Source organism: Stutzerimonas kunmingensis, assembly GCF_032106285.1.
Taxonomy (GTDB): domain Bacteria; phylum Pseudomonadota; class Gammaproteobacteria; order Pseudomonadales; family Pseudomonadaceae; genus Stutzerimonas; species Stutzerimonas kunmingensis_B.
Genome location: NZ_DAMCPO010000017.1, coordinates 1 through 25,628, shown reverse-complemented (window position 1 = coordinate 25,628; position 25,628 = coordinate 1). Strand labels below are relative to the sequence as shown.

The following is a 25,628-nucleotide window of genomic DNA, read 5'->3' as shown; positions in this document are numbered from 1 at the left end:
CATCGCCGGCGGCTGCGGTAGACTCGTGATTTTCCGATCAGGAGCGCCGAATGCTCACCCATCTCGATTCCCAAGGCCGGGCCAGCATGGTCGACGTCACCGACAAGGCCGTGACCGCGCGTGAAGCGGTGGCCGAGGCCCGCGTGCGCATGCTCCCGCAGACCCTGCAAATGATCCAGCAGGGTGGTCATCCCAAGGGCGATGTCTTCGCCGTGGCGCGCATCGCCGGCATCCAGGCGGCAAAGAAGACCTACGAACTGATTCCGCTGTGTCATCCGCTGCTGCTCACCAGCATCAAGGTCGAGCTGCAGGCGGATGGTGAAGACTGCGTACTGATTCGCGCTGCCTGCAAGCTGGCCGGGCAGACAGGTGTCGAGATGGAAGCGTTGACCGCTGCCAGTGTCGCTGCGCTGACCATCTACGACATGTGCAAGGCCGTGGATCGCGGCATGGTCATCGAAGGCGTGCGCCTGCTGGAAAAACTCGGCGGCAAGAGCGGTCACTGGCAGGTGCCGGCATGATTACCGTCCAGTTCTTTGCCCGTTATCGCGAAACCCTCGGCACTGATGGCGAGCGCCTGCAGTGGGATGCTTCGCTCGCCAACGTGGATGACGTGCGCCAGCAGCTGCTTGCGCGGGGCGGTGTCTGGGAGGTGCTTGCCGAGCAGAACCTGATGTGTGCCCGTAATCAGGAACTCTGTGGTCTCGATGAGCCGATCACCGATGACGATGAAGTCGCTTTCTTTCCCACCGTGACCGGAGGCTGAGCATGGCGGTTCGTGTACAGACGGCAGCGTTCGATCCGGGGGCCGAACTCAATGCGCTGCATGCGGCCAACCTGGGGATTGGCGCGGTCGCCGGGTTCGTCGGTTACGTAAGGGATTTCAATGATGGGCAGGATGTCGCCGGAATGTTCCTCGAACATGCGCCGGGGATGACCGAAAAGGCACTGGAGAAAATCATTATCGAGGCGGAGCAGCGCTGGCCATTATTGCGGCTCGACGTGCTGCATCGCGTCGGGCCCCTAGAGCCAGGTGAGCCGATCGTCTTCGTCGGCGCGGCGAGCGCCCATCGCGACGCTGCCTTCGATGCCTGTCGCTTCGTGATGGATTACCTGAAGACGCGGGCGCCGTTCTGGAAGAAGGAAACCACGCCGTCCGGGCCACGCTGGGTGGAGGGCCGCGCGAGTGATCAGGTCGCGGCTGGGCGTTGGAGCGAGAACGGCTGAGCCGTCAGTAGAAGGTGATGTACATCTTGAAGGCCAGCGTCGAGAACATGGTGAGCACGCCCAGGCCAAGAAGGCCCACGCCCCAGTCCCGGTCCCGGTAGTTGAAACCTACGCAGAGCAGGATGAAGCCGGTGACGATTAGCGACAGTAGCCAGTGCATGCTGTCCATCAATGTCTCCTCGATTTCCGATCTAGCTACCACTCTAGCCGCTTGACCTCTGTTGAGGCCTGATTCAGGTCATTGATGGAGGAGGTGATTGACGGTCGCAGGGGCGCGGCGAGTGCCGCGCCCAATAGGCTCAGCGCGAGTGAGGGACCGGGGCGAGCAGTTCCGCCGGCGGCATTTCGCACTGAATCTTGCGGCCAATCAGCGCTTCGATCGGCGGCAAGGCGAAGGAGTCGTCCTCGCCGGCGAAGCTGATCGACGTGCCGCTGGTGCCGGCACGGCCGGTGCGGCCGATGCGGTGCACGTAGTCATCCGGATCTTCCGGCAGCGTAAAGTTGATCACGTGGCTGATGCCGTCGACATGGATGCCTCGACCGGCGACATCGGTCGCCACCAGTACCCGAATCTTGCCCTCGCGGAAACCTTCCAGCGTGCGGATGCGCTTGTGCTGCGGCACGTCGCCGGACATCTGCGCGGCGCTGATGCCGTCCCGGGTCAGGCGTTCCTCGATGCGCCGCACTTCATCCTTGCGGTTGGCGAAGACCATCACCCGCGTCCAGTCATTCTGGGTGATCAGGTTGTACAGCAGCTTGTACTTGTCGCTGCCAGCCACGGCGAATACGTGTTGCTCGACGGTGTCGCTGGCGACGTTTTCCGGTTCGATCTCGACCACGGCGGGGTTGGTCGTCCACTGCTGCGCCAGGTTCATCACGTCATCGGTGAACGTGGCTGAGAACAGCAGGGTCTGGCGCTCGCTCTTGGGCGGCGTCTGCCGGATGATCTGGCGGACCTGCGGAATGAAGCCCATGTCGAGCATGCGATCGGCTTCATCCAGCACCATCACCTCGACCATGTCCAGATGCACCTCGCCGCGCTGGTTGAAATCCAGCAAGCGCCCGGGCGTGGCAACCAGGATGTCGCAGAATTTCGATTCCAGCAGCTTGAGCTGCTTGTCGAAGTCCATGCCGCCGACGAAGCTCATCACGTTCAGGTTGGTGTACTTGGTCAGGTCCAGCGCGTCATTGGCGATCTGCACCACGAGTTCACGGGTCGGTGCGATGATCAGTGCGCGCGGTTCGCCCATATAGCGGTCCCGCGGCGGTGGAGTGTCGAGCAGCTGTGTGATGGTGGAGATGAGAAACGCAGCCGTCTTGCCGGTGCCGGTCTGGGCGCGGCCAATGGCGTCTCTGCCGGCGAGGGTATAGCCGAGTACCTGGGCCTGGATCGGCGTGCAGTAGGGAAAACCCAGGTCATGAATTGCGTGCATCAGCTCGGGTGCGAGCTTGAAGTCGTGGAAGCGGGTCTTGCCTTCGGCCGCTTCGACCTCGAAGTCCTCCAGCTTCCACGCCGGAGCGGCGGGTTTTGGCGGCTTGCTGCTGCGTTGACGGCGCGGCTTTTCGGCGGCGCGCTCAGCGGGCTGCGGCTTGGGTTGAGTCTCAGGCGTCGTTGCTTGCTGCGGGGCGCTGTATTGGCCCTCGTGGTCGGCGGCGCGCACGTCATCGGCTGCGCTGGCTCGTACATCCGGGGCCTTGCCAAAGATTTTCTTGAGTGCTTTGAGCACGGTCTTCTCGTCATTTATTAGGAAAGTGTCGCGCGCCAGTGTAATGCAAGACGCATGCATGGCGAAGCCTCGCGCACGGGAAGGCTTGACTTCCAGCGGGCGCACTCGCGCCTGGAGTATTGTTGTGCGATACCGCGCGGGCCCGGTCAGGGCCTTGGGGCATGGCCGTGCCTGATGCCAGGTTCAAGCGTGGCAGGATGCTGGCCGCGCTTGAGCCTGCCAGGTGGCGGACGGTCAAGCGCGCCGCCCATCCTTCCTTTGATGAACAGGCAACCGGAGCTGGTGCTCAGGAGGCGGCATCTTCGCCAAGCAAAGGTGCGAGCCAGTTGCCGATGTCGCGGATTTCCTCCGGGAGCACCTCGTGGCTCATCGGGTACTCGCGCCAAGTGACATTGACGCCGGCGTCGTGCAGGCACTGATAGGCGGCACGGCCCATCGCAGGCGGCACTACATCATCGCGGCTGCCATGCAGGCATAGCGCCGGATAGCGCCGGACATCATCGGAAAGCTCGAGGCGCTCGGCAAATGTCGGGGCATAGGTGGACAGTGCGATGACGCCGCCCAGCGGGCCCTGCCAGCGCAGAAATGCCGTATGCAGCACCACCGCGCCGCCTTGGGAGAAGCCGGCGAGAAAGATGCGTGCCGGATCGATGCCCGCGTCACGCTGTGCTTCGATCAGACCGATGACCTGTTGCGCTGATGCCTCGAGTTGCTCGCGATCGATCGCGCGGGCTGGGCTCATGGCCAGGATGTCGTACCAGCTGGGCATGCTCCAGCCACCGTTGATGGTTACCGGACGCGTCGGTGCCTGCGGCAGAACGAAGCGAGTGCTATGAAGCTTCTGCTGCAGCGCTTCGGCCACAGGTAGGAAGTCATAGCGATCAGCGCCCAGGCCATGCAGCCAGATGATGCACGCATCGGCAATGCCATTGGGTTCGAGGATCAACGGTTCGCTCATAGATCGGCTCCAGTTGGGGGCAAGTTGCCTCGTCTTGGGGCATTACGTGCCACCAGCGAGGGAGTGGCGCGAGGTTACCCGCTCGCGCACTTCGATAGAACCCGCAACCTGGCGTATCCAGCTCATTGCCCGGATGAGCTGGTACGCGCCTTGCTAAGTTCAGTTCGACTCAGAAGGGAACGGCTCGCATGAGCGAGTCGAGGTAATGGCACAAAGAACATTGCCGATCATCCACGGACGACTAGACTCAGGTCAGGCTGCGCCGCTTCGCTGCTGCCGGTTACGCATCGAGGGGCAACAGGCCCGAACCCGAGAATAAGAAAGCAAACTGGAGGTTTCGATGATTAGGGTGAAATCCACACTGGCTGCGCTGGGTGCAGCGTCACTGCTGGGAATCAGCGGGCTGGCGCAAGCGGGGGCGACCCTCGATGCAGTGCAGAAGAAAGGATTCGTGCAGTGCGGCATCAGTGATGGCCTTCCGGGCTTTTCCTACGCCGATGCAAAGGGGCAATACCTGGGGATCGACGTGGATGTCTGTCGCGCGGTGGCCGCGGCCGTGTTCGGTGACGCCAGTAAGGTCAAGTACAGTCCGTTGACCGCCAAGGAGCGCTTCACCGCGCTGCAATCCGGTGAAGTGGACATGCTGTCGCGCAACACCACCTGGACCAGCTCGCGTGATGCGGCGATGGGCCTGAATTTCACCGGCGTGACCTATTACGACGGTCAAGGCTTTCTGGTGAACAAGGAGCTGGGTGTCAAAAGTGCCAAGGAGCTGGATGGCGCGACTGTCTGCATTCAGGCAGGCACGACTACCGAACTCAATCTCTCCGATTATTTCCGCGCCAACAACCTGAAGTACACCCCCATTACCTACGACACCTCGGACGAAAGCGCCAAGTCACTGGAGTCGGGCCGTTGCGACGTGCTCACTTCCGACCAGTCGCAGCTCTACGCCCAGCGTATCAAGCTGGCAAAGCCTGATGACTACGTAGTGCTACCCGAAGTGATATCCAAGGAGCCCCTCGGCCCGGCGGTCCGCCAAGGCGATGAGGAATGGTTCGATATCGTGCGTTGGACCTTGTTCGCCATGCTCAACGCCGAGGAATTGGGAATCACTTCGGCAAACGTCGAAGAAAAGGCCAAGAGCACCAAGAACCCTGACGTCGCCCGCCTGCTGGGTGTGGAGGGGGAATATGGCAAGGATCTGAAGCTGCCGAAGGACTGGGCGGTGCAGATCGTCAAGCAGGTCGGTAACTATGGCGAGATCTTCGATCGAAACGTCGGCGCCGGCAGCGAGCTGAAGATCGAACGTGGCCTCAATGCCCTGTGGAACAACGGCGGCGTGCAGTACGCCCCGCCGGTACGTTGACCAAGCGGGGCCGGCTACACCGGCCCCGTTTTCCAAAGGGAGAAGTGCCGCCGGCGCGCACAACGCGCCGGCGATGCGGTATGAGGACATTCGATGCGAACCATCGACAATCCTAGGCCGGCTGGCGGGTCGTTATTGACCGACCCTCGGGCACGCGCCTGGCTGTTTCAGATTCTGGCTGTAATCACCGTCGTAGCATTCGGCTGGTACCTTTTTCACAATACTCAGACCAATCTTGCCCATCGCGGCATTACCTCCGGCTTCGGCTTCCTCGAGAATGCCGCCGGCTTCGGCATATCCCAGCACCTGATCGACTACAGCGAGAGCGACACTTACGGTCGCGTCTTCTGGGTCGGGCTGCTCAATACGCTGTTGGTCAGCGTCATCGGGATATTTCTAGCAACGGTGATGGGGTTCATCCTCGGCGTGGGACGCCTCTCAAACAACTGGCTGATCCGCCAGCTGGCGACGCTCTACATCGAGATATTTCGCAATATCCCGCCGTTGCTGCTGATCTTCTTCGTCTACTTCGCTGTGATCAGCCCGTTGCCTGGGCCGCGTGACAGCCTGAGCCTATGGGATGCGGTGTTCGTCAACAACCGCGGCGTGCAGATGCCGGCACCCAGCGCCGCCGATGGCTTCTGGTCATTCTGGCTGGCGTTGCTCGTGGCGCTGGTCGCGGTAGTCCTGCTCAACCGCTGGGCTCGGGCGCGGCGGCATGCCACCGGGCAGATGTTTCCGGTGCTCTGGACCAGCCTTGGGGTGTTTCTTGCCATCCCCTGGCTGATGACCTTCATTGCAGGCGTACCTTTCACCTGGGAAGTGCCGGAGTTGCAGCGCTTCAATATCCGCGGCGGCTGGGTGGTGATCCCTGAACTGGTTTCGATCGTCGTGGCGTTGTCGGTGTATACCGCGGCGTTCATCGGCGAAACCGTGCGTTCAGGCATTCAGTCGGTCAGCCATGGCCAGACCGAAGCCGCCGCTTCGCTTGGGTTACGACCTGGCCAGGTATTGCGGCTGGTCATCGTGCCGCAAGCGTTGCGGGTGATCGTGCCGCCGCTGACCAGCCAATACCTGAACCTCGCAAAGAACTCGTCGCTCGCTGCTGCTATCGGTTATCCGGACATGGTGTCGCTGTTCGCCGGCACGGTGCTCAATCAGACCGGGCAGGCCATCGAAACCATGGCCATCACCATGAGTGTCTATCTGGCCATCAGCATCAGCATCTCGCTGCTGATGAACTGGTACAACAAGCGCATTGCGCTGATCGAGCGGTGAGCGCATGACTATCCATACCTTCAAGCCCGACCTGCCGCCGCCAACGATCAGCATCGGTGCGCTCGGCTGGCTACGGGCCAATCTGTTTTCCAGCTGGATCAATACCCTGCTGACGCTGGTAGGCCTATACCTGCTCTGGCTGATTGTGCCGCCGGTACTCGAATGGGCCATCTTCAAGGCCGACTGGACCGGTGAATCCCGCGCCGACTGCAGCCGCGAAGGCGCCTGCTGGGTGTTCATTCAGACCCGGTTCGGCCAGTTCATGTACGGCTTCTATCCGACGGAGCTGCGCTGGCGAGTCGATGCGGCAGCCTGGCTGGCGATCATCGGTGCGGCGCCGCTGTTCCTGCGGCAGATGCCACACAAGTTGCGCTACGGGCTGGGCTATCTGCTGGTTTACCCGCTGCTAGCCTACTGGCTGCTGCATGGTGGCTTTCTCGGCCTGCAGACGGTGCCTACCAGTCAGTGGGGCGGGCTCATGCTGACCGTAGTGATCGCTGCCGTGGGCATTGCCGGTGCTTTGCCGCTGGGCATTCTGCTGGCATTGGGACGGCGCTCGGACATGCCGGCTATTCGCGTGCTCTGCGTGACCTTCATCGAGTTCTGGCGCGGCGTGCCGTTGATCACCGTGCTGTTCATGTCCTCGGTGATGCTGCCGCTGTTCCTGCCCGAAGGCATGAGCCTCGACAAGCTGCTGCGGGCAATGCTGATGGTGGTGTTCTTCGAGGCCGCCTACATCGCCGAGGTGGTACGTGGCGGTCTGCAGGCGATCCCGAAGGGGCAGTACGAGGCGGCGGCGGCCATGGGGCTGGGCTACTGGCGCAGCACGCTGCTGGTGATCCTGCCGCAGGCGCTGAAGCTGGTAATCCCAGGCATCGTCAACACCTTCATTGCCCTGTTCAAGGACACCAGCCTGGTGATCATCATCGGCCTGTTCGACTTCCTCAACAGCATCAAGCGCGCCACCGCGGACCCGGCCTGGCTAGGCATGTCCACCGAGGGCTACGTGTTCGCCGCGCTGGTGTACTGGATGTTCTGTTTCGGCATGTCCCGCTATTCGATGCGCCTGGAGCGCAAGCTGGACACCGGCCACAAGCATTAGGAGTGATATATGAGTGATTCAAACGTGCAGGCCGAGCAGAGCAGCGAGCCGGTCATCCGCATGCAGGGCGTGCACAAATGGTTCAGCCAGTTCCATGTACTCAAGGACATCAACCTCTCCGTGCGCCAAGGTGAGCGCATCGTGCTGTGCGGGCCTTCCGGCTCCGGCAAGTCCACCACCATTCGCTGCCTCAATCGCCTGGAGGAACACCAGCAGGGGCGCATCGTCATCAACGGCGTGGAGCTGACCAGCGACCTCAAGCAGATCGAGGCGATCCGCAGCGAAGTCGGCATGGTGTTCCAGCACTTCAACCTGTTCCCGCATCTGACCGTGTTGCAGAACTGCACCCTGGCGCCGATGTGGGTGCGCAAGCTGCCGCGACGGCAGGCGGAGGAAATCGCCATGCATTATCTGGAGCGCGTGCGCATCCCGGAGCAGGCCAACAAGTTTCCCGGCCAGCTCTCCGGCGGTCAGCAGCAGCGCGTGGCGATCGCCCGTGCGCTGTGCATGAAGCCGAAGATCATGCTGTTCGACGAGCCGACCTCGGCCCTTGACCCGGAAATGGTGAAGGAGGTGCTCGACACCATGGTCAGCCTCGCCGAAAGCGGCATGACCATGCTCTGCGTGACCCATGAGATGGGCTTCGCCCGCACCGTGGCGGATCGGGTGATCTTCATGGACAAGGGCGAGATCGTCGAACAGGCCGAGCCAGAGGTGTTCTTCACCAACCCGGTCAACGACAGGACCAAGCTGTTCCTAAGCCAGATCCTGCACTGATCCAGGCCGGGCCAGGCGCGCCGTCGGAGCACGCGGCGCCTGGCAGTGTTCAGCCTTAGCCTCGGCCGCCGTCATGGGCTAGAATACGCGCCCCGACTGCTCCCCCCTCCGAGGCTGTTCCGACGATGTTGATCCTGCGCGGCGCTCCCGCTCTTTCCGCCTTCCGTCATGGCAAGCTCCTGGTACAACTGACCGACAAGGTCCCCGCCATCAGCGGGCTGTATGCCGAGTTCGCCCATTTCGCCGAGGTTTCCGGCACGCTTGGCGCGGATGAGCAGAACGTACTGACTCGCCTTCTGAAGTACGGTCCCAGTGTGCCGGTGCAGGAACCTGCCGGGCGGCTGTTCCTCGTGGTGCCTCGCTTCGGCACCATTTCGCCCTGGTCGAGCAAGGCCAGCGATATCGCCCATAACTGCGGCCTGGAGAAGGTCCAGCGGCTGGAGCGGGGCATCGCCTATTACGTGCAGGGCGAGTTTTCCGATAGCGATGCACAGCTGATTGCCGCAGCGCTTCACGATCGCATGACACAAATGGTGCTCGATCGTTTCGAAGCAGCCGCCAACCTGTTCAGCCATGCCGAGCCCAAGCCTCTGACTGCCGTGGACATCCTCGGTGGCGGTCGCGCCGCGCTGGAAAAGGCCAACACCGACCTGGGCCTGGCCCTGGCCGAAGACGAAATTGATTATCTGGTCAGTGCCTTCCAGGGCCTCAAGCGCAACCCGCACGACATCGAACTGATGATGTTCGCGCAGGCCAACTCCGAGCACTGCCGCCACAAGATCTTCAACGCCAGCTGGGACATCGACGGCGAGAGCCAGGACAAGTCGCTGTTCGGCATGATCAAGAACACCTACCAGATGCACAGCGAGAACGTGCTGTCCGCTTACAAGGACAACGCGTCGGTCATCGTCGGCCACACCGCAGGGCGTTTCTTCCCCAATCCTGAAACCCGCCAGTACGGCGCGGTGCAGGAGCCGGTGCACATCCTGATGAAGGTGGAAACGCATAACCACCCGACCGCAATTTCGCCGTTCTCGGGTGCTTCCACCGGTTCCGGTGGTGAGATTCGCGACGAGGGCGCCACCGGTCGTGGTGCCAAACCGAAAGCGGGCCTGACCGGTTTCACTGTCTCCAACCTGAACATCCCCGGCTTCGAACAGCCGTGGGAACAGGCCTATGGCAAGCCGGAACGCATCGTCACGCCGTTGGACATCATGATTGAAGGCCCTCTGGGTGGCGCCGCGTTCAACAACGAATTCGGTCGCCCGGCGCTGACCGGTTACTTCCGTACCTTCGAGCAGTCGATCAGCACGCCGCGCGGCGACGAGGTGCGTGGTTATCACAAGCCGATCATGCTCGCCGGTGGCCTGGGCAATATCCGTGAAGATCATGTGCAGAAAGCCGAAATCACCGTTGGCGCCAAGCTGATCGTGCTCGGCGGCCCGGCCATGCTGATCGGCCTGGGCGGCGGCGCCGCCTCTTCGGTCGCGACCGGTGCCAGCTCGGCCGATCTGGATTTCGCCTCGGTACAGCGCGAGAACCCGGAAATGGAACGCCGCTGCCAGGAAGTCATCGACCGCTGCTGGCAGCTGGGCGACGAGAACCCCATCGCCTTCATCCATGACGTCGGTGCCGGTGGCATTTCCAATGCCTTCCCGGAGCTGGTCAACGACGGTGGCCGCGGTGGCCGCTTCGAACTGCGCAACGTGCCCAACGACGAGCCGGGCATGGCCCCGCATGAGATCTGGAGCAACGAGTCCCAGGAGCGTTACGTGCTGGCCGTCAGTGCCGCCGATTTCGAGCGTTTCCAGGCTATCTGCGAACGTGAGCGCTGCCCGTTCGCGGTCGTCGGCGAGGCGACCGAAGAGCCACAGCTGACCGTCACCGACAGCCATTTCGGCAACACTCCGGTGGACATGCCGCTGGAAGTGCTGCTCGGCAAGCCGCCGCGCATGCACCGCAGCGCCAGCCGTGAAGCTGAGCTGGGTGATGACTTCGATGCGGCTGCGGTCGATCTGAGCGAAGCCGTCACCCGCGTGCTGCGTCACCCGGCTGTCGCCAGCAAGAGCTTCTTGATCACCATCGGTGACCGCAGCATTACCGGCCAGGTAGCTCGCGATCAGATGGTCGGCCCTTGGCAGGTGCCGGTCGCCGACTGCGCCGTCACGGCTACCAGCTACGACGTTTACACCGGCGAAGCCATGGCGATGGGCGAGCGTACGCCGCTGGCACTGCTGGATGCCCCGGCGTCGGGCCGCATGGCCATTGGCGAAACGCTGACCAACCTGGCAGCGGCGCGCATCGAGAAGATTTCCGACATCAAGTTGTCCGCCAACTGGATGGCCGCTGCCGGCCATCCGGGTGAAGACGCACGCTTGTACGACACCGTTCGCGCCGTCGGCATGGAGCTGTGCCCGCAGCTGGGCCTGACCATTCCGGTGGGCAAGGACTCGATGTCAATGAAGACCCGTTGGTCGGAGGAGGGCGCCGAGAAAAGCGTGACCTCGCCGATGTCGCTGATCGTTTCCGGCTTCGCCCCGGTCACTGATATCCGCCAGACCCTGACCCCGCAGTTGCGCCTGGACAAGGGCGCAACGGACCTGATCCTGATCGATCTGGGGCGCGGCCAGAACCGCATGGGTGCTTCGATTCTTGCGCAGGTGTACGGTCAGCTTGGTCGCCAGGCACCCGACGTCGATGATGCCGAAGACCTGCAGGCGTTCTTCGCCGTGGTTCAGGGGCTGAGCGCCGACGGTCTGCTACTGGCCTACCACGACCGTTCCGACGGTGGTCTGCTGACCACTGTGCTGGAAATGGCGTTTGCCGGTCACTGTGGCCTGAGTCTGAATCTCGATGGCCTGCTGGAGAGTGCCGCAGATGTCGCACCGATGCTCTTCAACGAGGAGCTTGGTGCGGTGATTCAGGTGCGTCAGGACGACACCGAGATCGTGCTGGCACAGTTCAGCGCAGCCGGTCTGGGTGACTGTGTCGCGGTCATCGGTCAGCCGGTCAACAATGGCCATGTGTCGATCAAGCACGGCGAGAACGAAGTCTTCGCCGGTGAGCGCCGCCTGCTGCAGCGCCAGTGGGCAGAAACCAGCTATCAGATCCAGCGTCTGCGCGATAACGCCGAGTGTGCCGATCAGGAGTTCGACGCGCTGCTCGAGGAGGACAACCCTGGTCTGAGCGCCAAGCTCAGCTTCGACGTGAACGAGGACATCGCGGCGCCCTACATCAAGCGTGGCGTTCGTCCACAGATTGCGGTGCTGCGCGAGCAGGGCGTCAATGGCCAGGTGGAGATGGCGGCGGCGTTCGACCGCGCCGGTTTCGCCGCGGTCGACGTGCACATGAGCGATATCCTTTCCGGGCGTGTCAGCCTTGAGCAGTTCAAGGGCCTGGTGGCCTGCGGTGGCTTCTCCTACGGCGACGTGCTCGGCGCCGGTGAAGGCTGGGCCAAGTCGATCCTGTTCAATGCGCGTGCACGGGATGGCTTCCAGGCCTTCTTCGAGCGCAAGGACAGCTTCGCTCTCGGCGTGTGCAATGGTTGCCAGATGATGAGCAACCTGCACGAGCTGATCCCGGGCACCGAGAATTGGCCGCACTTCGTGCGTAACCGCTCGGAGCAGTTTGAAGCGCGGGTGGCGATGGTTCAGATTCAGGATTCGCCATCGATCTTCCTGCAGGGCATGGCCGGCTCCCGTCTGCCGATCGCCATCGCCCACGGCGAAGGCCATGCGGAGTTCGAGAGCGAAGAGGCCATGCTGCAGGCAGATCTTTCCGGCACCGTGGCGCTGCGTTTCGTGGATAACCACGGCAAGGTCACCGAGCGTTACCCGGCCAACCCGAACGGCTCGCCGCGCGGTATCACCGGTCTCAGCAGTCGCGATGGCCGCGTGACCATCATGATGCCGCACCCGGAGCGGGTGTTCCGCGCCGTGACCAACTCCTGGCGCCCTGACGAGTGGCAGGAAGACGGCGGCTGGATGCGCATGTTCCGCAACGCGCGGGTCTGGGTCGACTGACCGACCGGGTCAATCTGGCCATTCCCGAGGAGCCCGTCGATAGCATATCGGCGGGCTTTTTCATTTGTGACAAAGGTCTATGAACCGGCAGCGCAAAGCGTCGTCTGAGCTATGACGCGCCGCACTATTCGGTGCGCACACGGGTGGCAGAATGCCAGTTCGCTCGGCCGGTGGAGGTCGGGCTCATCTGCACGGAGAGGTCGATGTACAAGCTGTGTTTCTATGTTCCAGACAGTCATCTGGAAGCGGTCAAGAAAGCAGTGTTCGCCGCCGGCGCTGGCCGCATAGGCGCATATGACAGTTGCTGCTGGCAGGTGCTGGGGCAGGGGCAGTACCGCCCGTTGGACGGTAGCCAGCCTTTTATCGGGCAAACCGGGCAGGTGCAGCACGTTCCCGAGTGGAAGGTCGAATTGGTTGTGGCGGACGAGCTGATTCACGACAGCGTGAAGGCATTGAAGAAGGCCCATCCGTATGAAACGCCTGCGTTCGACGTCTGGCGTTTGTCCGACATGCAGTTCTAGCCTAACGGGTCGGGGCAGTCCTGGCGGTTGCGGCGCCCCGGCATTAATTCCTGGCGTTACGGGCGAATCTCGATCAGCGTGCCATCCTTCACCAGCGCCCAGATCTCGCGCATGTCGCTGTTGCTCAGCGCGATGCAGCCCTCGGTCCAGTCCAGGGTGTGGAAGAACCACTCCGGATACTCCTCATCCAGTGGTGTGCCGTGCAGCATGATCATGCTTCCAGGCGCTACGCCTTCCTGCTGTGCGCGGGCCAGGTCACGCGCGTTGGGGTAGGAGATGTGCATCGACAGGTTGTATTTGTCGCTGGTCTTGCGCCAGTCGATCCAGTAGAAGCCTTCCGGCGTGCGCTTGTCGCCTTCGCGCAACTTTGCGCCGTCGGGTTGTTTGCCCAGCGAAACGCGATAGCTCTTGAGTGTCTGGCCAGCGCTGACCAGATGGAGTTTGCGTTCCGACTTGATTACCAGCACTTTGTCGATGGGTGAACCGCCCAGGCTGGGCGTCGCATTGGCGTGGCAGAACGCGGTAAAGGTGAGGCAGAGCAGGGCGAGCAGCCAGCGCATCGAGGCTTTCCTTCGAACTTCATCAGACCTGTATGTGCCAGCCGGTCCGGCAGACACTTCAGTCTGCGCGGGCGTGGCCCTGCTGGCGGTTGCGATAGCTTGTCACGGCCTCGTTGCGCACCGGGAAGGTCTGCTGCACCCGGTCGGCGAAGAAGCATTCTAGGGTACGGCCGATGGTCGGAAAAGCCAGCTCGGACCAAGGGATGTCTTGCTGATGAAAGAGCTTCACTTCCAGGCTTTCGTCTCCGGCACAGAAGTCCAGATCGACGAGCTCAGCGCGGAAGAACATGTAGACCTGATTGATATGTGGCAGGTCGAACAGGGTATACAGCTGCAGGTCACGCACTCTGGCGCAGGCCTCTTCGAGTGTTTCGCGCTCTGCGGCCTGCTGCATGGTTTCGCCGTTCTCCATGAAGCCGGCCGGCAGGGTCCAATAGCCCCGGCGCGGTTCGATCGCACGCCGACAGAGCAGCACGCGATCATCCCAGACGGGTACGCAGCCGGCGACGATTCTCGGGTTCTGATAGTGCACCGTTTGGCAGCTGTCGCAGACAAAGCGCGGCCGGTTGTCGCCGTCCGGTACGCGGACCAGCACCGGGTCGCCGCACTGGTTGCAGTATTTCATGGGTGCCTTCCTGATTGCTCCGGGAAATAGTGGGCTGTTCACACGGATTCGGCAAGGCAGCCTCTGCGCCGTTCGGGGTAGCTCTGACCCGCCTGGTTCGCAGTTGTAACATCGATATCGCTTCGAGGCGTTGGAGCTTCTCGTTTGGCGCTCTCCGGGCCTTGGGCGGCTCCGCCTTTCATGCCATGATGCCGGTCAAAGACGAAACGAGAAAATACATGCTGGACACAATACTCCACCGGGTGCGCGCTCATTCCCCGCATCTTCTGGAGCCGGAAGGCCGGCTGCCCGAGGCGGCCGTGTTGATGCCAATCACCCGCAGCGAGTCTCCGGAGCTGGTGCTGACGCTCCGCGCCGCCGGTCTTTCCACCCATGGTGGAGAAGTGGCGTTCCCCGGCGGTCGACGCGATCCGGAAGACCGCGATCTACTGCACACCGCGCTGCGTGAGGCCGAGGAAGAGGTAGGCCTGGCGCCAGGCATGGTCGAGGTCGTCGGCCCGCTCAGCAGCCTGGTGTCGGTGCATGGAATCCACGTCACGCCTTATGTCGGTCTGGTTCCGGACTATGTCGAGTACCGCGCCAACGATGCCGAAATCGCCTCCGTGTTCTCTGTGCCGCTGGAATTCTTCTGCGAGGATCCGCGCGAGGTCACGCACCGCATCGATTACCAGGGACAGAGCTGGTACATCCCGTCCTACCGCTATGGCGAATACCAGATTTGGGGCCTGACCGCGATCATGATCGTCGAGCTGGTCAATGTCATATACGACGCCGGCATCGAAATGCGCCGCGCGCCTGCCGCATTCATCGATCTGTCCGGGCGGCGCGAGCCCTGAGCTGCACCGTCGCAGGGTCGAGCGGCATTCCTGTGGCCTGAGTACAACTGACAAGAAGAGGTGTGTCGTGAAATACCGTCTGGGAGAGTCGCGGGTCGAAGCGCATCCGCAAAGCTGGGTAGCCCCCAATGCCACGCTGGTCGGCAAGATCAGGCTGGATGCTGGTGCAAGCGTCTGGTTTGGCGCCGTTCTGCGTGGTGACAACGAGTTGATCCACATCGGTGAGAACAGCAACGTGCAAGACGGCAGCGTGATGCACACCGATATGGGGCATCCGTTGACCCTGGGTACCGGCGTCACGGTTGGCCACAACGCCATGTTGCACGGTTGCACGGTCGGTGATTACAGCCTGATCGGCATCAACGCGGTGGTGCTTAACGGCGCGAAGATCGGCAAGCACTGCATCATTGGCGCCAACACCCTGATCGCCGAGGGCAAGGAAATTCCCGATGGCTCACTAGTTTTCGGCTCGCCGGGCAAAGTGGTGCGTGAGCTGAGCGATGAGCAGAAGAAGATGCTCGAAGCCAGCGCCGCTCACTATGTGCATAACGCTCAGCGCTACGCGCGTGAGCTGGAGCGCGATGAGTGAACACCCAGGAAAAGCCGGTCGCATCGCCCTGCGTCAGTCTCTGCGCTCTGGATGAGGGCGACCTGTGCGTCGGTTGCCAGCGCAGCGCGGATGAGATCCGGCGCTGGGGGTTGATGGACAACGAGGAGCGGCGCGAGGTGCTTCAACGCTGCAGCGAGCGACTTCGCCTCAGTGGCCAGCTGATGTAGGCGCGTGCCGGGTTCGTTTGTATTTCCAGAGTCGCGAGGATTCCATGCCAAGAATAGGTACACCATTGTCTTCCAGCGCTACGCGCGTCCTGCTCTGTGGCTGCGGCGAGCTTGGCAAGGAGCTGGTTATTGAGCTGCAGCGGCTCGGCGTGGAAGTCATAGCGGTCGACCGCTACGCCAATGCACCAGCCATGCAGGTTGCGCACCGCAGCCACGTGGTCGACATGCTCGACGGTGCTGCGCTGCGAGCGGTGATCGAGCAGGAGCGACCGCATTACATCGTGCCGGAGATCGAGGCCATCGCCACCGCTACCCTGGTCGAGCTGGAGGGCGAAGGCTACACCGTGATACCCACGGCCCGGGCCGCGCAGCTGACGATGAATCGCGAAGGCATTCGCCGTCTGGCCGCAGAGGAGTTGGGCTTGCCGACTTCACCCTATCGCTTCGCGGATTCGCTGGAAGAGTGTCGCTCGGCGGCGATGGCGCTGGGCTTTCCCTGTCTGGTCAAGCCGGTGATGAGCTCGTCCGGCAAGGGGCAGTCGGTGTTGCGCAGCGAAGCCGATATCGATGTCGCCTGGGATTATGCGCAGGCCGGTGGTCGCGCAGGTCGCGGGCGAGTCATCGTCGAAGGCTTTATCGGCTTCGATTACGAAATCACCTTGCTGACGGTGCGCCACACGGGTGGCACGAGCTTCTGCGAGCCGGTCGGCCATCGCCAGGAGAAGGGCGACTATCAGGAGTCGTGGCAGCCGCAGCCGATGGCGCCGGCGGCGATGGCCGAGGCGAAGCGCATCGCACTGGCGGTCACTGAGGCGCTTGGTGGGCGGGGCGTCTTTGGCGTCGAGTTGTTCGTCAAGGGCGATCAGGTCTGGTTCTGCGAAATCTCCCCGCGTCCTCACGATACTGGCCTTGTGACACTGGTTTCGCAGGACCTGTCCGAGTTCGCGCTGCATGCGCGGGCCATTCTTGGCCTGCCGATTCCGAGCATCCGCGAGATGGGCGCGGCGGCTTCAGCGGTGATTCTGGTAGAAGGTGAATCCACCGAAGTGAGCTTCGGCAATCTCGCTGCTGCGCTTGCAGAGCCGGATACCGCGCTGCGTCTGTTCGGCAAGCCCGGTGTAAGCGGCCAACGGCGCATGGGGGTCGCGCTGGCGCGGGACGTATCCATCGATGCGGCGAGAGAAAAGGCGTTGCGTGCAGCTGCTGCGGTGAAAGTGGAGCTGTGAGGCTGGCGGGCCGGCTTGCTGCCGCCCCGATTACTCGGGTTGCTGCTCGTCTGAGGATGTGTCGTCGATGGTCCAGGCTCGTACGCTTTTCACGCGGTTATCGGCCGCTTGCAGGATTTCCAGCCGGTAGTTGCCGATCTGCAAACAGATGCCGCTATCCGGCATGTGCTCAAGGGCCTCGGTGATGAGGCCGTTGAGCGTCTTGGGGCCGTCGCAAGGCAACTTCCAGCCGAGGGCCCGGTTTACCTCGCGAATGTAGGCGGCGCCATCGATCACCAGCGTGCCGTCGTCCTGCGGGTGAATATCCGGGCTGCGCAATACGTCCTGATTGCTGAACTCGCCGACGATCTCTTCGAGGATGTCCTCGAGCGTGACGATGCCGCGGACGTCGCCGTATTCGTCGACCACGATGCCGATCCGTCGCTTCTGCTTCTGGAAGTTCAGCAGCTGGGTGGACAGCGGAGTATTTTCCGGTACGAAATAGGGTTCGTTACAGGCTTCGAGCAGGCTTTCCTTGGTTAGCTGGTCATGACTGAGCAGGCGGGCAATCTGTCGCATATGGACGATGCCCTCGATCTGGTTGATGTCGTTGCGAAACACCGGCAGGCGAGTATGTGGCGTGGTGCGCAGCTGAACGATGATCGATTCCAGATCGTCATCGAGATCGATCCCGGTAACCTCGTTGCGCGGAATCATGATGTCGTCGACAGTGACCCGCTCCAGGTCGAGAATGCCGAGCAGCATGCTCTGGCGATTCAGCGGCAGGTCGGTGCCGGATTCGCGTACGACGCTGCGCAGCTCCTCGGTGGACAGGCTGTCGTTGCCCTTGTTGGACAGGTCGACGCCAAGCAGCTTGAGCAGTCCGTTGCTTACCCAGCCGAGCATGGCAACCAGAGGATAAAGCACCTTCTGCAGCAGCTTCAGCGGCAGGCTGACCGGGTAGGCGACAATCTCCGGGCGTAGTGCGGCCAGGGTTTTCGGCGTGATTTCGCCGAAGATCAGCAAGATGATGGTCAGGCCGATGGTGGCAATCGCGATCCCTGCCTCGCCCCATAGCTGCATCGCGAGCACGGTAGCGATGGATGAGGCCAGGATGTTGACGAAGTTGTTGCCAACCAGAATGGTGCCCAGCAGGCGGTCAGGATGGGCCAGCAGTTCGCTGGCGCGCTGCGCGCCTCGATGCCCTTCCTTGGCCTGATGCCTGAGGCGGTAGCGGTTGAGGCTGAGCATGCCGGTTTCGGAGCTGGAGAAGAACGCCGAGCACAGCAGCAGAAAGACCAGCAGTCCGACCAGAAAGCCGGGGTGTAGATTTTCCACGGGTTAGCCTGTTTGCGTCAGATGTGCAGGATGAATTCGCGGACGAGCTTGCTGCCGAAATACGCCAGCATCAGCAGGCAGAAACCGACCAGTGTCCAGCGGATGGCCTTGTAGCCACGCCAGCCAAGCTGGTGGCGCCCCCACAGCAGCAGGCCGAAGACGATCCAGGCAACCACCGAAAGGAGTGTCTTGTGGACCAGGTGCTGCGCAAAAAGGTCATCAAGAAACAGCCAGCCGGAAAGCAGTGAGGCGGACAGAAGCAGCCAACCTGCCCAGAGAAAGCCGAACAACAGGCTTTCCATCGTCTGCAGAGGCGGGAAGTTGCGGATCAGGCCCGAGGGATGCTTGTGCTTGAGGTGGTGATCCTGCAGCAGCAGCAACAAGGCCTGGAAGACCGCAATGGTCAGCATGCCGTAGGCCAGGATCGACAGCAGGATATGCGCGAGTATGCCCGGCTCCTCGGCAATCGCAGGTGCAGTGCCGGATGGGGCGAACTGGGCGAAGAGTACCGTCAGGCAGCCCAGTGGAAAGAGCAGCAGCAGCAGGTTTTCCACTGGCATCCGATGCAGCGCCAGTAGTATCAGCAGGATGACAGCAGCGGCAATCAGGCTTGAGGCGGTGAAGAAGTCCAAGTGCAGGCCGCTTGGTGATATCAGCTGGATGAAAAGGCTGATCCCATGGGCAAGCAGAGCGAGCAGTCCGACTGTCAGCAGCAGACGTCTGTCCGGCACGGCGCGTTGTGCCAGACGCAAACTGTGATAACCCGTGGCGCCGGCATACAGAGCCGCGGCGGCAAGGCTGGGTAGCAGAGGGTGCATAAGTTCCGGTAACGGGCTCGAAAGGTCGTGAGTGTGGCACAAAGACCCGAGGCGCAAAAGCGGTGGCCGGGTTACGGATCGTCACGGCGTGCGATGCGCCGCATGCTGCGCCATCCATCCCTGGCTTTGGGTCGCGCGGCGGCTGGCGCGGCCAGGTAAATACGAAAAGCCGTGCAGTCGGGGTACCGGCCGGACGCCCGCACCTTCTATAATCTCGCCCTTCAGCACCCCAGCGTGGAATGGCTCATGTTCGAAAACCTAACCGACCGCCTCTCACAAACGCTTCGCCACGTCACCGGCAAGGCGAAGCTGACCGAGGACAACATCAAGGACACGCTGCGTGAAGTGCGGATGGCGCTGCTCGAGGCCGATGTCGCACTGCCGGTGGTCAAGGAGTTCGTCAATCGGGTCAAGGAGCGCGCTGTTGGCACCGAGGTCTCGAAGAGCCTGACTCCGGGTCAGGCGTTCGTGAAGATCGTTCGCGCAGAGCTGGAAGAGTTGATGGGCGCGGCCAACGAGGACCTGGCGCTTCAGGTCACTCCGCCGGCCGTGGTGCTGATGGCTGGCCTGCAGGGGGCGGGAAAGACCACCACCGTGGGGAAGCTGGCGCGCTTCCTCAAGGAGCGCAAGAAGAAGAGCGTGCTGGTGGTTTCGGCTGACGTCTATCGTCCGGCTGCGATCAAGCAGCTCGAAACCCTGGCCGGCGAAGTGGGTGTGACCTTCTTCCCTTCCGATATCAGCCAGAAGCCGGTGGAGATCGCCCAGGCGGCCATCCGTGAAGCCAAGCTCAAGTTCATTGACGTGGTGCTGGTGGATACTGCCGGTCGTCTGGCCGTTGATTCCGAGATGATGGCCGAGATCCAGGCTGTACACGCCGCGATCAATCCTGCCGAAACGCTGTTCGTGGTCGATGCCATGACGGGCCAGGACGCGGCAAACACCGCCAAGGCGTTCGGCGAAGCACTGCCGCTGACCGGTGTGGTGTTGACCAAGGTGGATGGCGATGCGCGTGGTGGTGCCGCGCTTTCGGTGCGGCACGTGACCGGGAAGCCGATCAAGTTCCTCGGCATGGGCGAGAAGAGTGATGCCCTTGAACCTTTCCATCCGGATCGTATCGCCTCGCGCATCCTCGGCATGGGCGATGTGCTCAGCCTTATCGAGCAGGCCGAGCAGACCCTTGATCGCGAGAAGGCCGAGAAGCTCACCAAGAAGCTCAAGAAGGGCAAAGGGTTCGATCTCGAGGACTTCCGCGATCAGCTGCAGCAGATGAAGAACATGGGCGGCCTCGGTGGCTTGATGGACAAGCTGCCATCGATCGGTGGCGTCAACCTGTCGCAGATGGGGCATGCTCAGGGCGCAGCGGAGAAGCAGTTCATGCAGATGGAGGCGATCATCAACTCGATGACGCCTGCCGAGCGACGCAATCCTGACATCATCAGTGGATCGCGCAAGCGCCGTATCGCCATGGGGTCAGGTACCCAGGTGCAGGATATCGGCCGGCTGATCAAGCAGCACAAGCAGATGCAGAAGATGATGAAAAAAGTCACCGGCAAGGGTGGCATGACCAAGATGATGCGCGGCATGGGCGGCATGTTCCCAGGCGGCGGCATGCCGAAGTTCTAGAGAGTGTCTTGTCGCGGCGCTGAGCCGCGACGTAATGCGGTTGCAGCCTGATGCCGGGTATCGCCTAGCTCCGGCTGAGACCTTTAGTAAAAGAGTTTGCAAAATCCCCGGCATTCCTTAAAATGTGCGGCCTTTCGGGCCTAGGCCCATTTTAAGTGTGTGCCTTAAGTAAGTTAGCACCGACTACAGGAACGATGTTCACATGGTAACTATTCGTCTCGCCCGTGGCGGCTCCAAGAAGCGCCCTTTCTACCACCTGACCGTGACCAACAGCCGCAACCCGCGTGATGGTCGCTTCGTCGAGCGCATCGGTTTCTTCAACCCGATCGCCACTGGTGCGGAAGTGAAGCTTTCTGTAAACCAGGAGCGCGCTACTTACTGGCTGAGCCAGGGCGCACAGCCGTCTGAGCGCGTTGCTCAGCTGCTGAAGGAAGCTGCCAAGGCCGCTGCCTGAATCTCATGAACGCAACGTCTGCTCCGGTCGATGACCTGGTTGTCATCGGCAAGATCGTTTCGGTGCATGGCGTACGCGGTGATGTAAAGGTCTATTCCTTTACTGATCCGATCGACAACCTGCTGGGCTATCGACGCTGGACGCTGAGGCGAGGCGACGAGGTGAAGCAGGTCGAGTTGGTCAAGGGGCGCCTCCAGGGGAAGATCCTGGTGGCAACGCTGAGTGGGTTGGATGATCGCGAAGTTGCGCGTACCTACGCCGATTTCGAGATATGCATCCCGCGTAGCGAACTGCCCGCCTTGGACGACGGTGAGTACTACTGGTATCAGCTTCAGGGCTTGAAGGTCATCAATCAGGCTGGGCAGTTGCTTGGTCAGATCGATCACCTGCTTGAAACCGGAGCCAACGACGTGATGGTCGTGAAGCCTTGTGCTGAAAGCCTGGACGATCGCGAGCGTCTGCTGCCTTACACCGATCAATGCGTGTTGAAGATCGATCTGGTAGCGGGCGAGATGCAGGTCGATTGGGACGCGGATTTCTGAACGGCATGTCCGCTTTGCGCGTCGAGGTCATCAGCCTTTTCCCGGATATGTTCGCAGCGATATGTGACTACGGGATTACCAGTCGTGCCGTGAAGCAGGGGTTGTTGCAGTTGAGCTGCTGGAACCCCAGAAGCTACACCGAAGACCGCCACCAAACAGTGGACGACCGCCCATTCGGCGGTGGCCCCGGCATGGTGATGAAGATCAAGCCGCTCGAGCTTGCCTTGGCTGACGCCAAACAGGCTGCGGGTGAGGCGGCGAAGGTGATCTACCTCTCGCCGCAGGGGCGCCAGCTGAAACAGGCTGATGTCCGCGAGATGGCAAAAGAGGATGCGCTTATCCTGATTGCCGGTCGCTACGAAGGTATTGATGAGCGCTTCATCGAAGCGCATGTCGATGAGGAATGGTCGATTGGTGATTACGTGTTGTCCGGTGGCGAGTTGCCGGCAATGGTGCTGATCGACGCCGTGACGAGGCTGCTTCCGGGCGCCCTTGGTCATGCTGGTTCCGCCGAGGAGGATTCGTTCACCGACGGCCTGCTCGACTGTCCGCACTACACGCGTCCTGAGGTGTATGCGGGTAAATGTGTTCCTGATGTGCTGCTCAGCGGCAACCACGAACACATCCGACGCTGGCGCTTGCAGCAGTCCCTTGGAAGGACCTGGGAGCGACGCGCCGATCTTCTGGATAGCCGCTCGCTTTCTGGAGAAGAACAGAAGCTGCTGGCGGAATACATCCGCCAGCGGGACGATAGTTAACGTATCGATGGCAACCCACAGGGTTGACCTTAGGAGCACAGCATGACCAACAAGATCATTCAGCAGCTCGAAGCCGAGCAGATGAACAAAGAAATCCCGCCGTTCGCACCGGGCGACACCGTTATCGTTCAGGTGAAGGTGAAGGAAGGCGAGCGTCAGCGTCTGCAGGCCTTCGAAGGCGTCGTGATTGGCAAGCGCAACCGCGGTCTGAACAGTGCTTTCACCGTTCGCAAGATCTCCAACGGTGTAGGCGTCGAGCGTACTTTCCAGAGCTACAGCCCGATGGTCGACAGCATCAGCGTCAAGCGTCGCGGTGACGTGCGCAAGGCCAAGCTGTACTACCTCCGCGCGCTGTCCGGCAAGGCCGCCCGCATCAAGGAAAAGCTGGTCTAAGACCGCGGTTCCGCAAAAAAGCAGCCCTCGGGCTGCTTTTTTCGTTTCTAGGGCCTGCTGATTCCGGCGGAGCGAGACTGGTGCCTGCGATTGGGGCGGCGATCGGATGAAGAGATTCCGATTCGTTTGCGCTCTGGCCGCATCGGGACGCCTGTGGAAAACTGTTGTACCCCTTCTGATTGAAGCTGTCATGCCTGCACTCGACGACCCCGTCATCGACCGTTACCTCGATGCGCTCTGGCTGGAAAAAGGGCTGGCGGACAATAGCCGCGAGGCCTACCGCAGCGACCTCGCATTGTTCAACGGCTGGCTGGAGGAGCGAGGCGTTCGACTTGCCACCGCCGGGCGCGAGATCATTCTCGATCACCTCGCATGGCGTCTGAACAATGGTTACAAGGCGCGCTCCACGGCGCGCTTTCTGTCAGGCTTACGGGGCTTTTATCGCTACCTGTTACGCGAGGGCGAGATCGCCGTCGATCCGACCTTGCGCGTGGATCTGCCACGGCTTGGACGTCCCTTGCCGAAAGCGCTGTCCGAAGCCGATGTAGAGGCATTGCTGACGGCGCCAGATATTGGAGAGCCGTTAGGTCTGCGTGATCGCGCCATGCTCGAGGTGCTTTATGCCTGCGGGTTGCGGGTTACCGAGTTGATCAGCCTGACGCTCGAGCAGGTCAGCATGCGCCAGGGCGTCGTGCGAACGTTCGGCAAAGGCAATAAAGAGCGTCTTGTGCCGCTTGGCGATGAAGCTTTGCACTGGCTGGAGCGTTATCAGCGCGATGGTCGTGAACTCTTGCTCTCGGGCAAGGCCAGTGATGTGCTGTTTCCCAGTCAGCGCGGTGGCCAGATGACACGCCAGACCTTCTGGCACCGGATCAAGCTGCACGCGAAGGTCGCCGGTGTCGCCGCATCGATTTCACCGCATACCTTGCGCCACGCTTTCGCCACGCACTTGCTCAACCATGGCGCGGATCTGCGCACCGTGCAGATGTTGCTTGGTCACAGCGACCTGTCGACCACTCAGATCTACACCCACATTGCGCGAGCGCGGTTGCAGGAGTTGCATGCGGCGCACCATCCGCGCGGCTAGGGCAGAACGCCGGCGCTGGTAGGCCGTGGTCTCGGCGGCGGCCCAGAGAAGCAGCTAGCAGTTTGTACGGCATGGCTATGATAGGCTTTGCGCCTTTCCCGATTGTCGCTGCCAGGAGTTTCCATGGGCGTGATTCGTATGTTCGCTGCCGCCGTTGCAGGTCTGGCCAGCGTTGTTGTAATGGCCGCCGATCCGGATCAGGCGATTCGCCAGTCTTTGCAGAAGATCCAGCCGGACATGCCCATCGAGGCTATTGCCGAGAGCCCGATGCCCGGGGTTTATCAGGTTCAGCTGGAGGGCGGGCGGCAGCTGTATGCCAGCGCTGATGGGCAGTTCGTCATCCAGGGCTATCTCTACCAGTTCAAGGATGGTCAGGCCGTCAACCTGACCGAGCAAGCTCAAAGCAAGTCGGTGGCCAAGCAGATCAACTCGATCCCGGCCAGCGAGATGGTGGTGTTCGCGCCCAAGGAACCCAAGACCCATATCACCGTATTTACCGATACTGACTGTGGCTACTGCCAGAAGCTGCACAGCGAGGTTTCGCAGTTGAACCGCCTCGGCGTTGAGGTTCGCTATGTCGCGTTTCCGCGGCAGGGCATGGGTAGTCATGGGGCCAATACCCTGACCAGCGTGTGGTGCGCCAAGGATCGCCAGGACGCCATGAACAAGGCCAAGGCGCGTGAAGATCTGCCCACAGCCAGCTGCGAGACGCCTATCGAAAAGCAGTATCAGCTTGGCCAGATGATCGGCGTACAGGGCACGCCTGCCATCATTCTCGCCAACGGTCAGATGATTCCCGGCTATCAGCCGGCCGCCCAATTAGCAGAAGTTGCGCTCGCTGCCGAGTAATGCGTTGAGGCCATTGGTCCGATTCATTCGGGCTGATTGCCGATAGTGGAACTGGCTGGCCTGATGCGTTCAAAACCCTAAGGGTCTGAATGAGGAGGGTCGTGATGAAGCTCGAAGGTTCCTGTCACTGTCAGGCTGTGCGGTTCAGCCTAGAATCCGCGCAGCCGTATCCTTTCATGCGCTGCTACTGCTCGATCTGTCGCAAGACAGCGGGTGGCGGCGGCTACGCGATCAATCTTGGTGGTGACTATCGAAGCCTGCAGGTCGAGGGGCGGGAGCAGCTTGGCGTCTACCAGGCACATATCACCGATGCCGAGACTGGCGAGGTGAAGATCAGTGATGGTCGCCGCCACTTCTGTCGACACTGCGCCAGTGCGTTGTGGTTGTGGGATCCGAACTGGCCCGAACTGGTGCATCCCTTTGCATCGGCGATCGACACCGATCTGCCCATCCCGCCGGAGCACACGCATCTGATGCTCGACTCCAAGGCCAGTTGGGTAGAGCCGCAAGTACAGGGACATGATCGCTGTTTTGCCGAATACCCGGATGAGTCGCTCGCGCAATGGCATCAGCGGTTGAAACTTGACGATGGGGCGCGCCCGCCGCAAGGCGAGGCTGATTGACTAAAAGCTGCTCCCTTCGTAATGTGCGACTCTTTGTGCGACACGTTGAACGTGTCGTGCTTGGTTTGGTTAACTGCACCATGGCTCCAAACCCTTTGTTTCAGGGGGTTAATGCTTAAAACAGCAGCTAATGTACCCGGCTCAGCCTGGTAATCCTAC

The 25,628-nt window shown here is 61.6% G+C and carries 28 protein-coding genes; 21 read left to right on the top strand and 7 right to left on the bottom strand.

Annotated features, from left to right (window positions below; all coding sequences use genetic code 11):
• Positions 1-50 precede the first annotated feature (50 nt).
• The 3 genes from moaC to moaE are packed head-to-tail and all read left to right on the top strand — an operon-like array spanning position 51 to position 1,227.
• The gene (moaC, locus tag RT582_RS14395) at positions 51-521 is read left to right on the top strand and encodes a cyclic pyranopterin monophosphate synthase MoaC (RefSeq protein ID WP_014821260.1); all 471 of its coding nucleotides are present in this window, start codon (positions 51-53) and stop codon (positions 519-521) included.
• A complete protein-coding gene (locus RT582_RS14390) occupies positions 518-766 on the top strand; it encodes a MoaD/ThiS family protein (protein ID WP_014821259.1) in 249 nt (82 codons plus the stop codon). The genes moaC and RT582_RS14390 overlap by 4 nt, the downstream gene beginning before the upstream one ends.
• Positions 767-768: 2 nt before the next feature.
• Positions 769-1,227: a molybdopterin synthase catalytic subunit MoaE gene (gene moaE, locus RT582_RS14385; RefSeq protein WP_014821258.1), complete on the top strand. Its 459-nt coding sequence runs from the start codon at positions 769-771 to the stop codon at positions 1,225-1,227.
• Between the two features lie 4 nt (positions 1,228-1,231).
• Here moaE and RT582_RS14380 read toward each other — a convergent pair whose 3' ends face one another.
• From RT582_RS14380 to RT582_RS14370, 3 genes are all read right to left on the bottom strand, one after another.
• Positions 1,232-1,396, bottom strand: coding sequence for a hypothetical protein (locus RT582_RS14380; RefSeq protein ID WP_162836514.1), 165 nt, complete (start codon positions 1,394-1,396; stop codon positions 1,232-1,234).
• A gap of 130 nt (positions 1,397-1,526) precedes the next feature.
• On the bottom strand, positions 1,527-2,954 hold the full coding sequence (gene rhlB / locus RT582_RS14375; RefSeq protein WP_313478075.1) for an ATP-dependent RNA helicase RhlB: 1,428 nt from the start codon (positions 2,952-2,954) through the stop codon (positions 1,527-1,529).
• A gap of 286 nt (positions 2,955-3,240) precedes the next feature.
• Positions 3,241-3,912: an alpha/beta hydrolase gene (locus RT582_RS14370; RefSeq protein WP_090519177.1), complete on the bottom strand. Its 672-nt coding sequence runs from the start codon at positions 3,910-3,912 to the stop codon at positions 3,241-3,243.
• Between the two features lie 340 nt (positions 3,913-4,252).
• Between RT582_RS14370 and RT582_RS14365 the strand changes: the two genes are divergently transcribed.
• The 6 genes from RT582_RS14365 (at position 4,253) to RT582_RS14340 (ending at position 12,981) form a co-directional block, all read left to right on the top strand.
• Positions 4,253-5,281: an amino acid ABC transporter substrate-binding protein gene (locus RT582_RS14365; RefSeq protein WP_045666765.1), complete on the top strand. Its 1,029-nt coding sequence runs from the start codon at positions 4,253-4,255 to the stop codon at positions 5,279-5,281.
• A gap of 93 nt (positions 5,282-5,374) precedes the next feature.
• Entirely contained in the window at positions 5,375-6,559 is a 1,185-nt protein-coding gene (locus RT582_RS14360; protein WP_313478071.1) for an amino acid ABC transporter permease, read from the top strand.
• A 4-nt stretch (positions 6,560-6,563) separates the two neighbouring features.
• Positions 6,564-7,661 carry an amino acid ABC transporter permease gene (locus RT582_RS14355; protein ID WP_278412444.1) on the top strand — a complete coding sequence of 366 codons (1,098 nt, stop codon included), beginning with the start codon at positions 6,564-6,566 and terminating at the stop codon, positions 7,659-7,661.
• A 9-nt stretch (positions 7,662-7,670) separates the two neighbouring features.
• On the top strand, positions 7,671-8,438 hold the full coding sequence (locus tag RT582_RS14350) for an amino acid ABC transporter ATP-binding protein (RefSeq protein ID WP_313478068.1): 768 nt from the start codon (positions 7,671-7,673) through the stop codon (positions 8,436-8,438).
• 125 nt (positions 8,439-8,563) lie between these two features.
• Entirely contained in the window at positions 8,564-12,460 is a 3,897-nt protein-coding gene (gene purL / locus RT582_RS14345; protein WP_313478066.1) for a phosphoribosylformylglycinamidine synthase, read from the top strand.
• Positions 12,461-12,663: 203 nt separating this feature from the next.
• Positions 12,664-12,981, top strand: a complete 318-nt coding sequence (locus tag RT582_RS14340; RefSeq protein WP_014821250.1) for a Nif3-like dinuclear metal center hexameric protein — start codon at positions 12,664-12,666, stop codon at positions 12,979-12,981.
• A 56-nt stretch (positions 12,982-13,037) separates the two neighbouring features.
• Here the strand turns inward: RT582_RS14340 and RT582_RS14335 are convergent, their stop codons facing one another.
• Complete coding sequence (locus RT582_RS14335; RefSeq protein WP_045665999.1) at positions 13,038-13,541, bottom strand: L,D-transpeptidase family protein; 504 nt, start codon at positions 13,539-13,541, stop codon at positions 13,038-13,040.
• Between the two features lie 58 nt (positions 13,542-13,599).
• The gene (locus tag RT582_RS14330) at positions 13,600-14,166 is read right to left on the bottom strand and encodes an NUDIX hydrolase (protein WP_014821248.1); all 567 of its coding nucleotides are present in this window, start codon (positions 14,164-14,166) and stop codon (positions 13,600-13,602) included.
• A 218-nt stretch (positions 14,167-14,384) separates the two neighbouring features.
• On the opposite strand from RT582_RS14330, the gene RT582_RS14325 reads away from it, so the two are divergent.
• From RT582_RS14325 to purT, 4 genes are all read left to right on the top strand, one after another.
• Positions 14,385-15,002: a CoA pyrophosphatase gene (locus RT582_RS14325; RefSeq protein ID WP_014821247.1), complete on the top strand. Its 618-nt coding sequence runs from the start codon at positions 14,385-14,387 to the stop codon at positions 15,000-15,002.
• Positions 15,003-15,069: 67 nt separating this feature from the next.
• Positions 15,070-15,591 (top strand): gamma carbonic anhydrase family protein, encoded by a 522-nt coding sequence (locus RT582_RS14320; RefSeq protein WP_312944078.1) that lies wholly within the window; start codon positions 15,070-15,072, stop codon positions 15,589-15,591.
• Entirely contained in the window at positions 15,588-15,779 is a 192-nt protein-coding gene (locus RT582_RS14315) for a DUF1289 domain-containing protein (RefSeq protein ID WP_312944076.1), read from the top strand. Before RT582_RS14320 ends, RT582_RS14315 begins: the two co-directional genes overlap by 4 nt.
• A 44-nt stretch (positions 15,780-15,823) precedes the next feature.
• Complete coding sequence (gene purT / locus RT582_RS14310; protein ID WP_313478060.1) at positions 15,824-17,005, top strand: formate-dependent phosphoribosylglycinamide formyltransferase; 1,182 nt, start codon at positions 15,824-15,826, stop codon at positions 17,003-17,005.
• A 30-nt stretch (positions 17,006-17,035) separates the two neighbouring features.
• Here the strand turns inward: purT and RT582_RS14305 are convergent, their stop codons facing one another.
• Both RT582_RS14305 and RT582_RS14300 read right to left on the bottom strand, forming a co-directional pair.
• The gene (locus RT582_RS14305) at positions 17,036-18,322 is read right to left on the bottom strand and encodes an HlyC/CorC family transporter (RefSeq protein ID WP_313478057.1); all 1,287 of its coding nucleotides are present in this window, start codon (positions 18,320-18,322) and stop codon (positions 17,036-17,038) included.
• 17 nt (positions 18,323-18,339) lie between these two features.
• Entirely contained in the window at positions 18,340-19,140 is an 801-nt protein-coding gene (locus tag RT582_RS14300; RefSeq protein ID WP_014821242.1) for a cytochrome C assembly family protein, read from the bottom strand.
• Between the two features lie 246 nt (positions 19,141-19,386).
• On the opposite strand from RT582_RS14300, the gene ffh reads away from it, so the two are divergent.
• From ffh to RT582_RS14260, 8 genes are all read left to right on the top strand, one after another.
• Entirely contained in the window at positions 19,387-20,763 is a 1,377-nt protein-coding gene (ffh, locus tag RT582_RS14295; protein WP_313478053.1) for a signal recognition particle protein, read from the top strand.
• Between the two features lie 202 nt (positions 20,764-20,965).
• Positions 20,966-21,217 carry a 30S ribosomal protein S16 gene (gene rpsP, locus RT582_RS14290; RefSeq protein WP_003293628.1) on the top strand — a complete coding sequence of 84 codons (252 nt, stop codon included), beginning with the start codon at positions 20,966-20,968 and terminating at the stop codon, positions 21,215-21,217.
• A 5-nt stretch (positions 21,218-21,222) separates the two neighbouring features.
• Positions 21,223-21,759, top strand: coding sequence for a ribosome maturation factor RimM (gene rimM / locus RT582_RS14285; RefSeq protein ID WP_014821240.1), 537 nt, complete (start codon positions 21,223-21,225; stop codon positions 21,757-21,759).
• Positions 21,760-21,764: 5 nt separating this feature from the next.
• Positions 21,765-22,517 (top strand): tRNA (guanosine(37)-N1)-methyltransferase TrmD, encoded by a 753-nt coding sequence (trmD, locus tag RT582_RS14280; RefSeq protein WP_014821239.1) that lies wholly within the window; start codon positions 21,765-21,767, stop codon positions 22,515-22,517.
• A gap of 42 nt (positions 22,518-22,559) precedes the next feature.
• Positions 22,560-22,910 carry a 50S ribosomal protein L19 gene (gene rplS, locus RT582_RS14275; protein WP_003303444.1) on the top strand — a complete coding sequence of 117 codons (351 nt, stop codon included), beginning with the start codon at positions 22,560-22,562 and terminating at the stop codon, positions 22,908-22,910.
• A gap of 190 nt (positions 22,911-23,100) precedes the next feature.
• Positions 23,101-23,997 carry a site-specific tyrosine recombinase XerD gene (xerD, locus tag RT582_RS14270; protein WP_090519169.1) on the top strand — a complete coding sequence of 299 codons (897 nt, stop codon included), beginning with the start codon at positions 23,101-23,103 and terminating at the stop codon, positions 23,995-23,997.
• Between the two features lie 123 nt (positions 23,998-24,120).
• Positions 24,121-24,846: a thioredoxin fold domain-containing protein gene (locus RT582_RS14265; RefSeq protein ID WP_041014746.1), complete on the top strand. Its 726-nt coding sequence runs from the start codon at positions 24,121-24,123 to the stop codon at positions 24,844-24,846.
• A 104-nt stretch (positions 24,847-24,950) separates the two neighbouring features.
• Positions 24,951-25,469 carry a GFA family protein gene (locus RT582_RS14260; protein ID WP_313478050.1) on the top strand — a complete coding sequence of 173 codons (519 nt, stop codon included), beginning with the start codon at positions 24,951-24,953 and terminating at the stop codon, positions 25,467-25,469.
• Positions 25,470-25,628 lie beyond the last annotated feature (159 nt).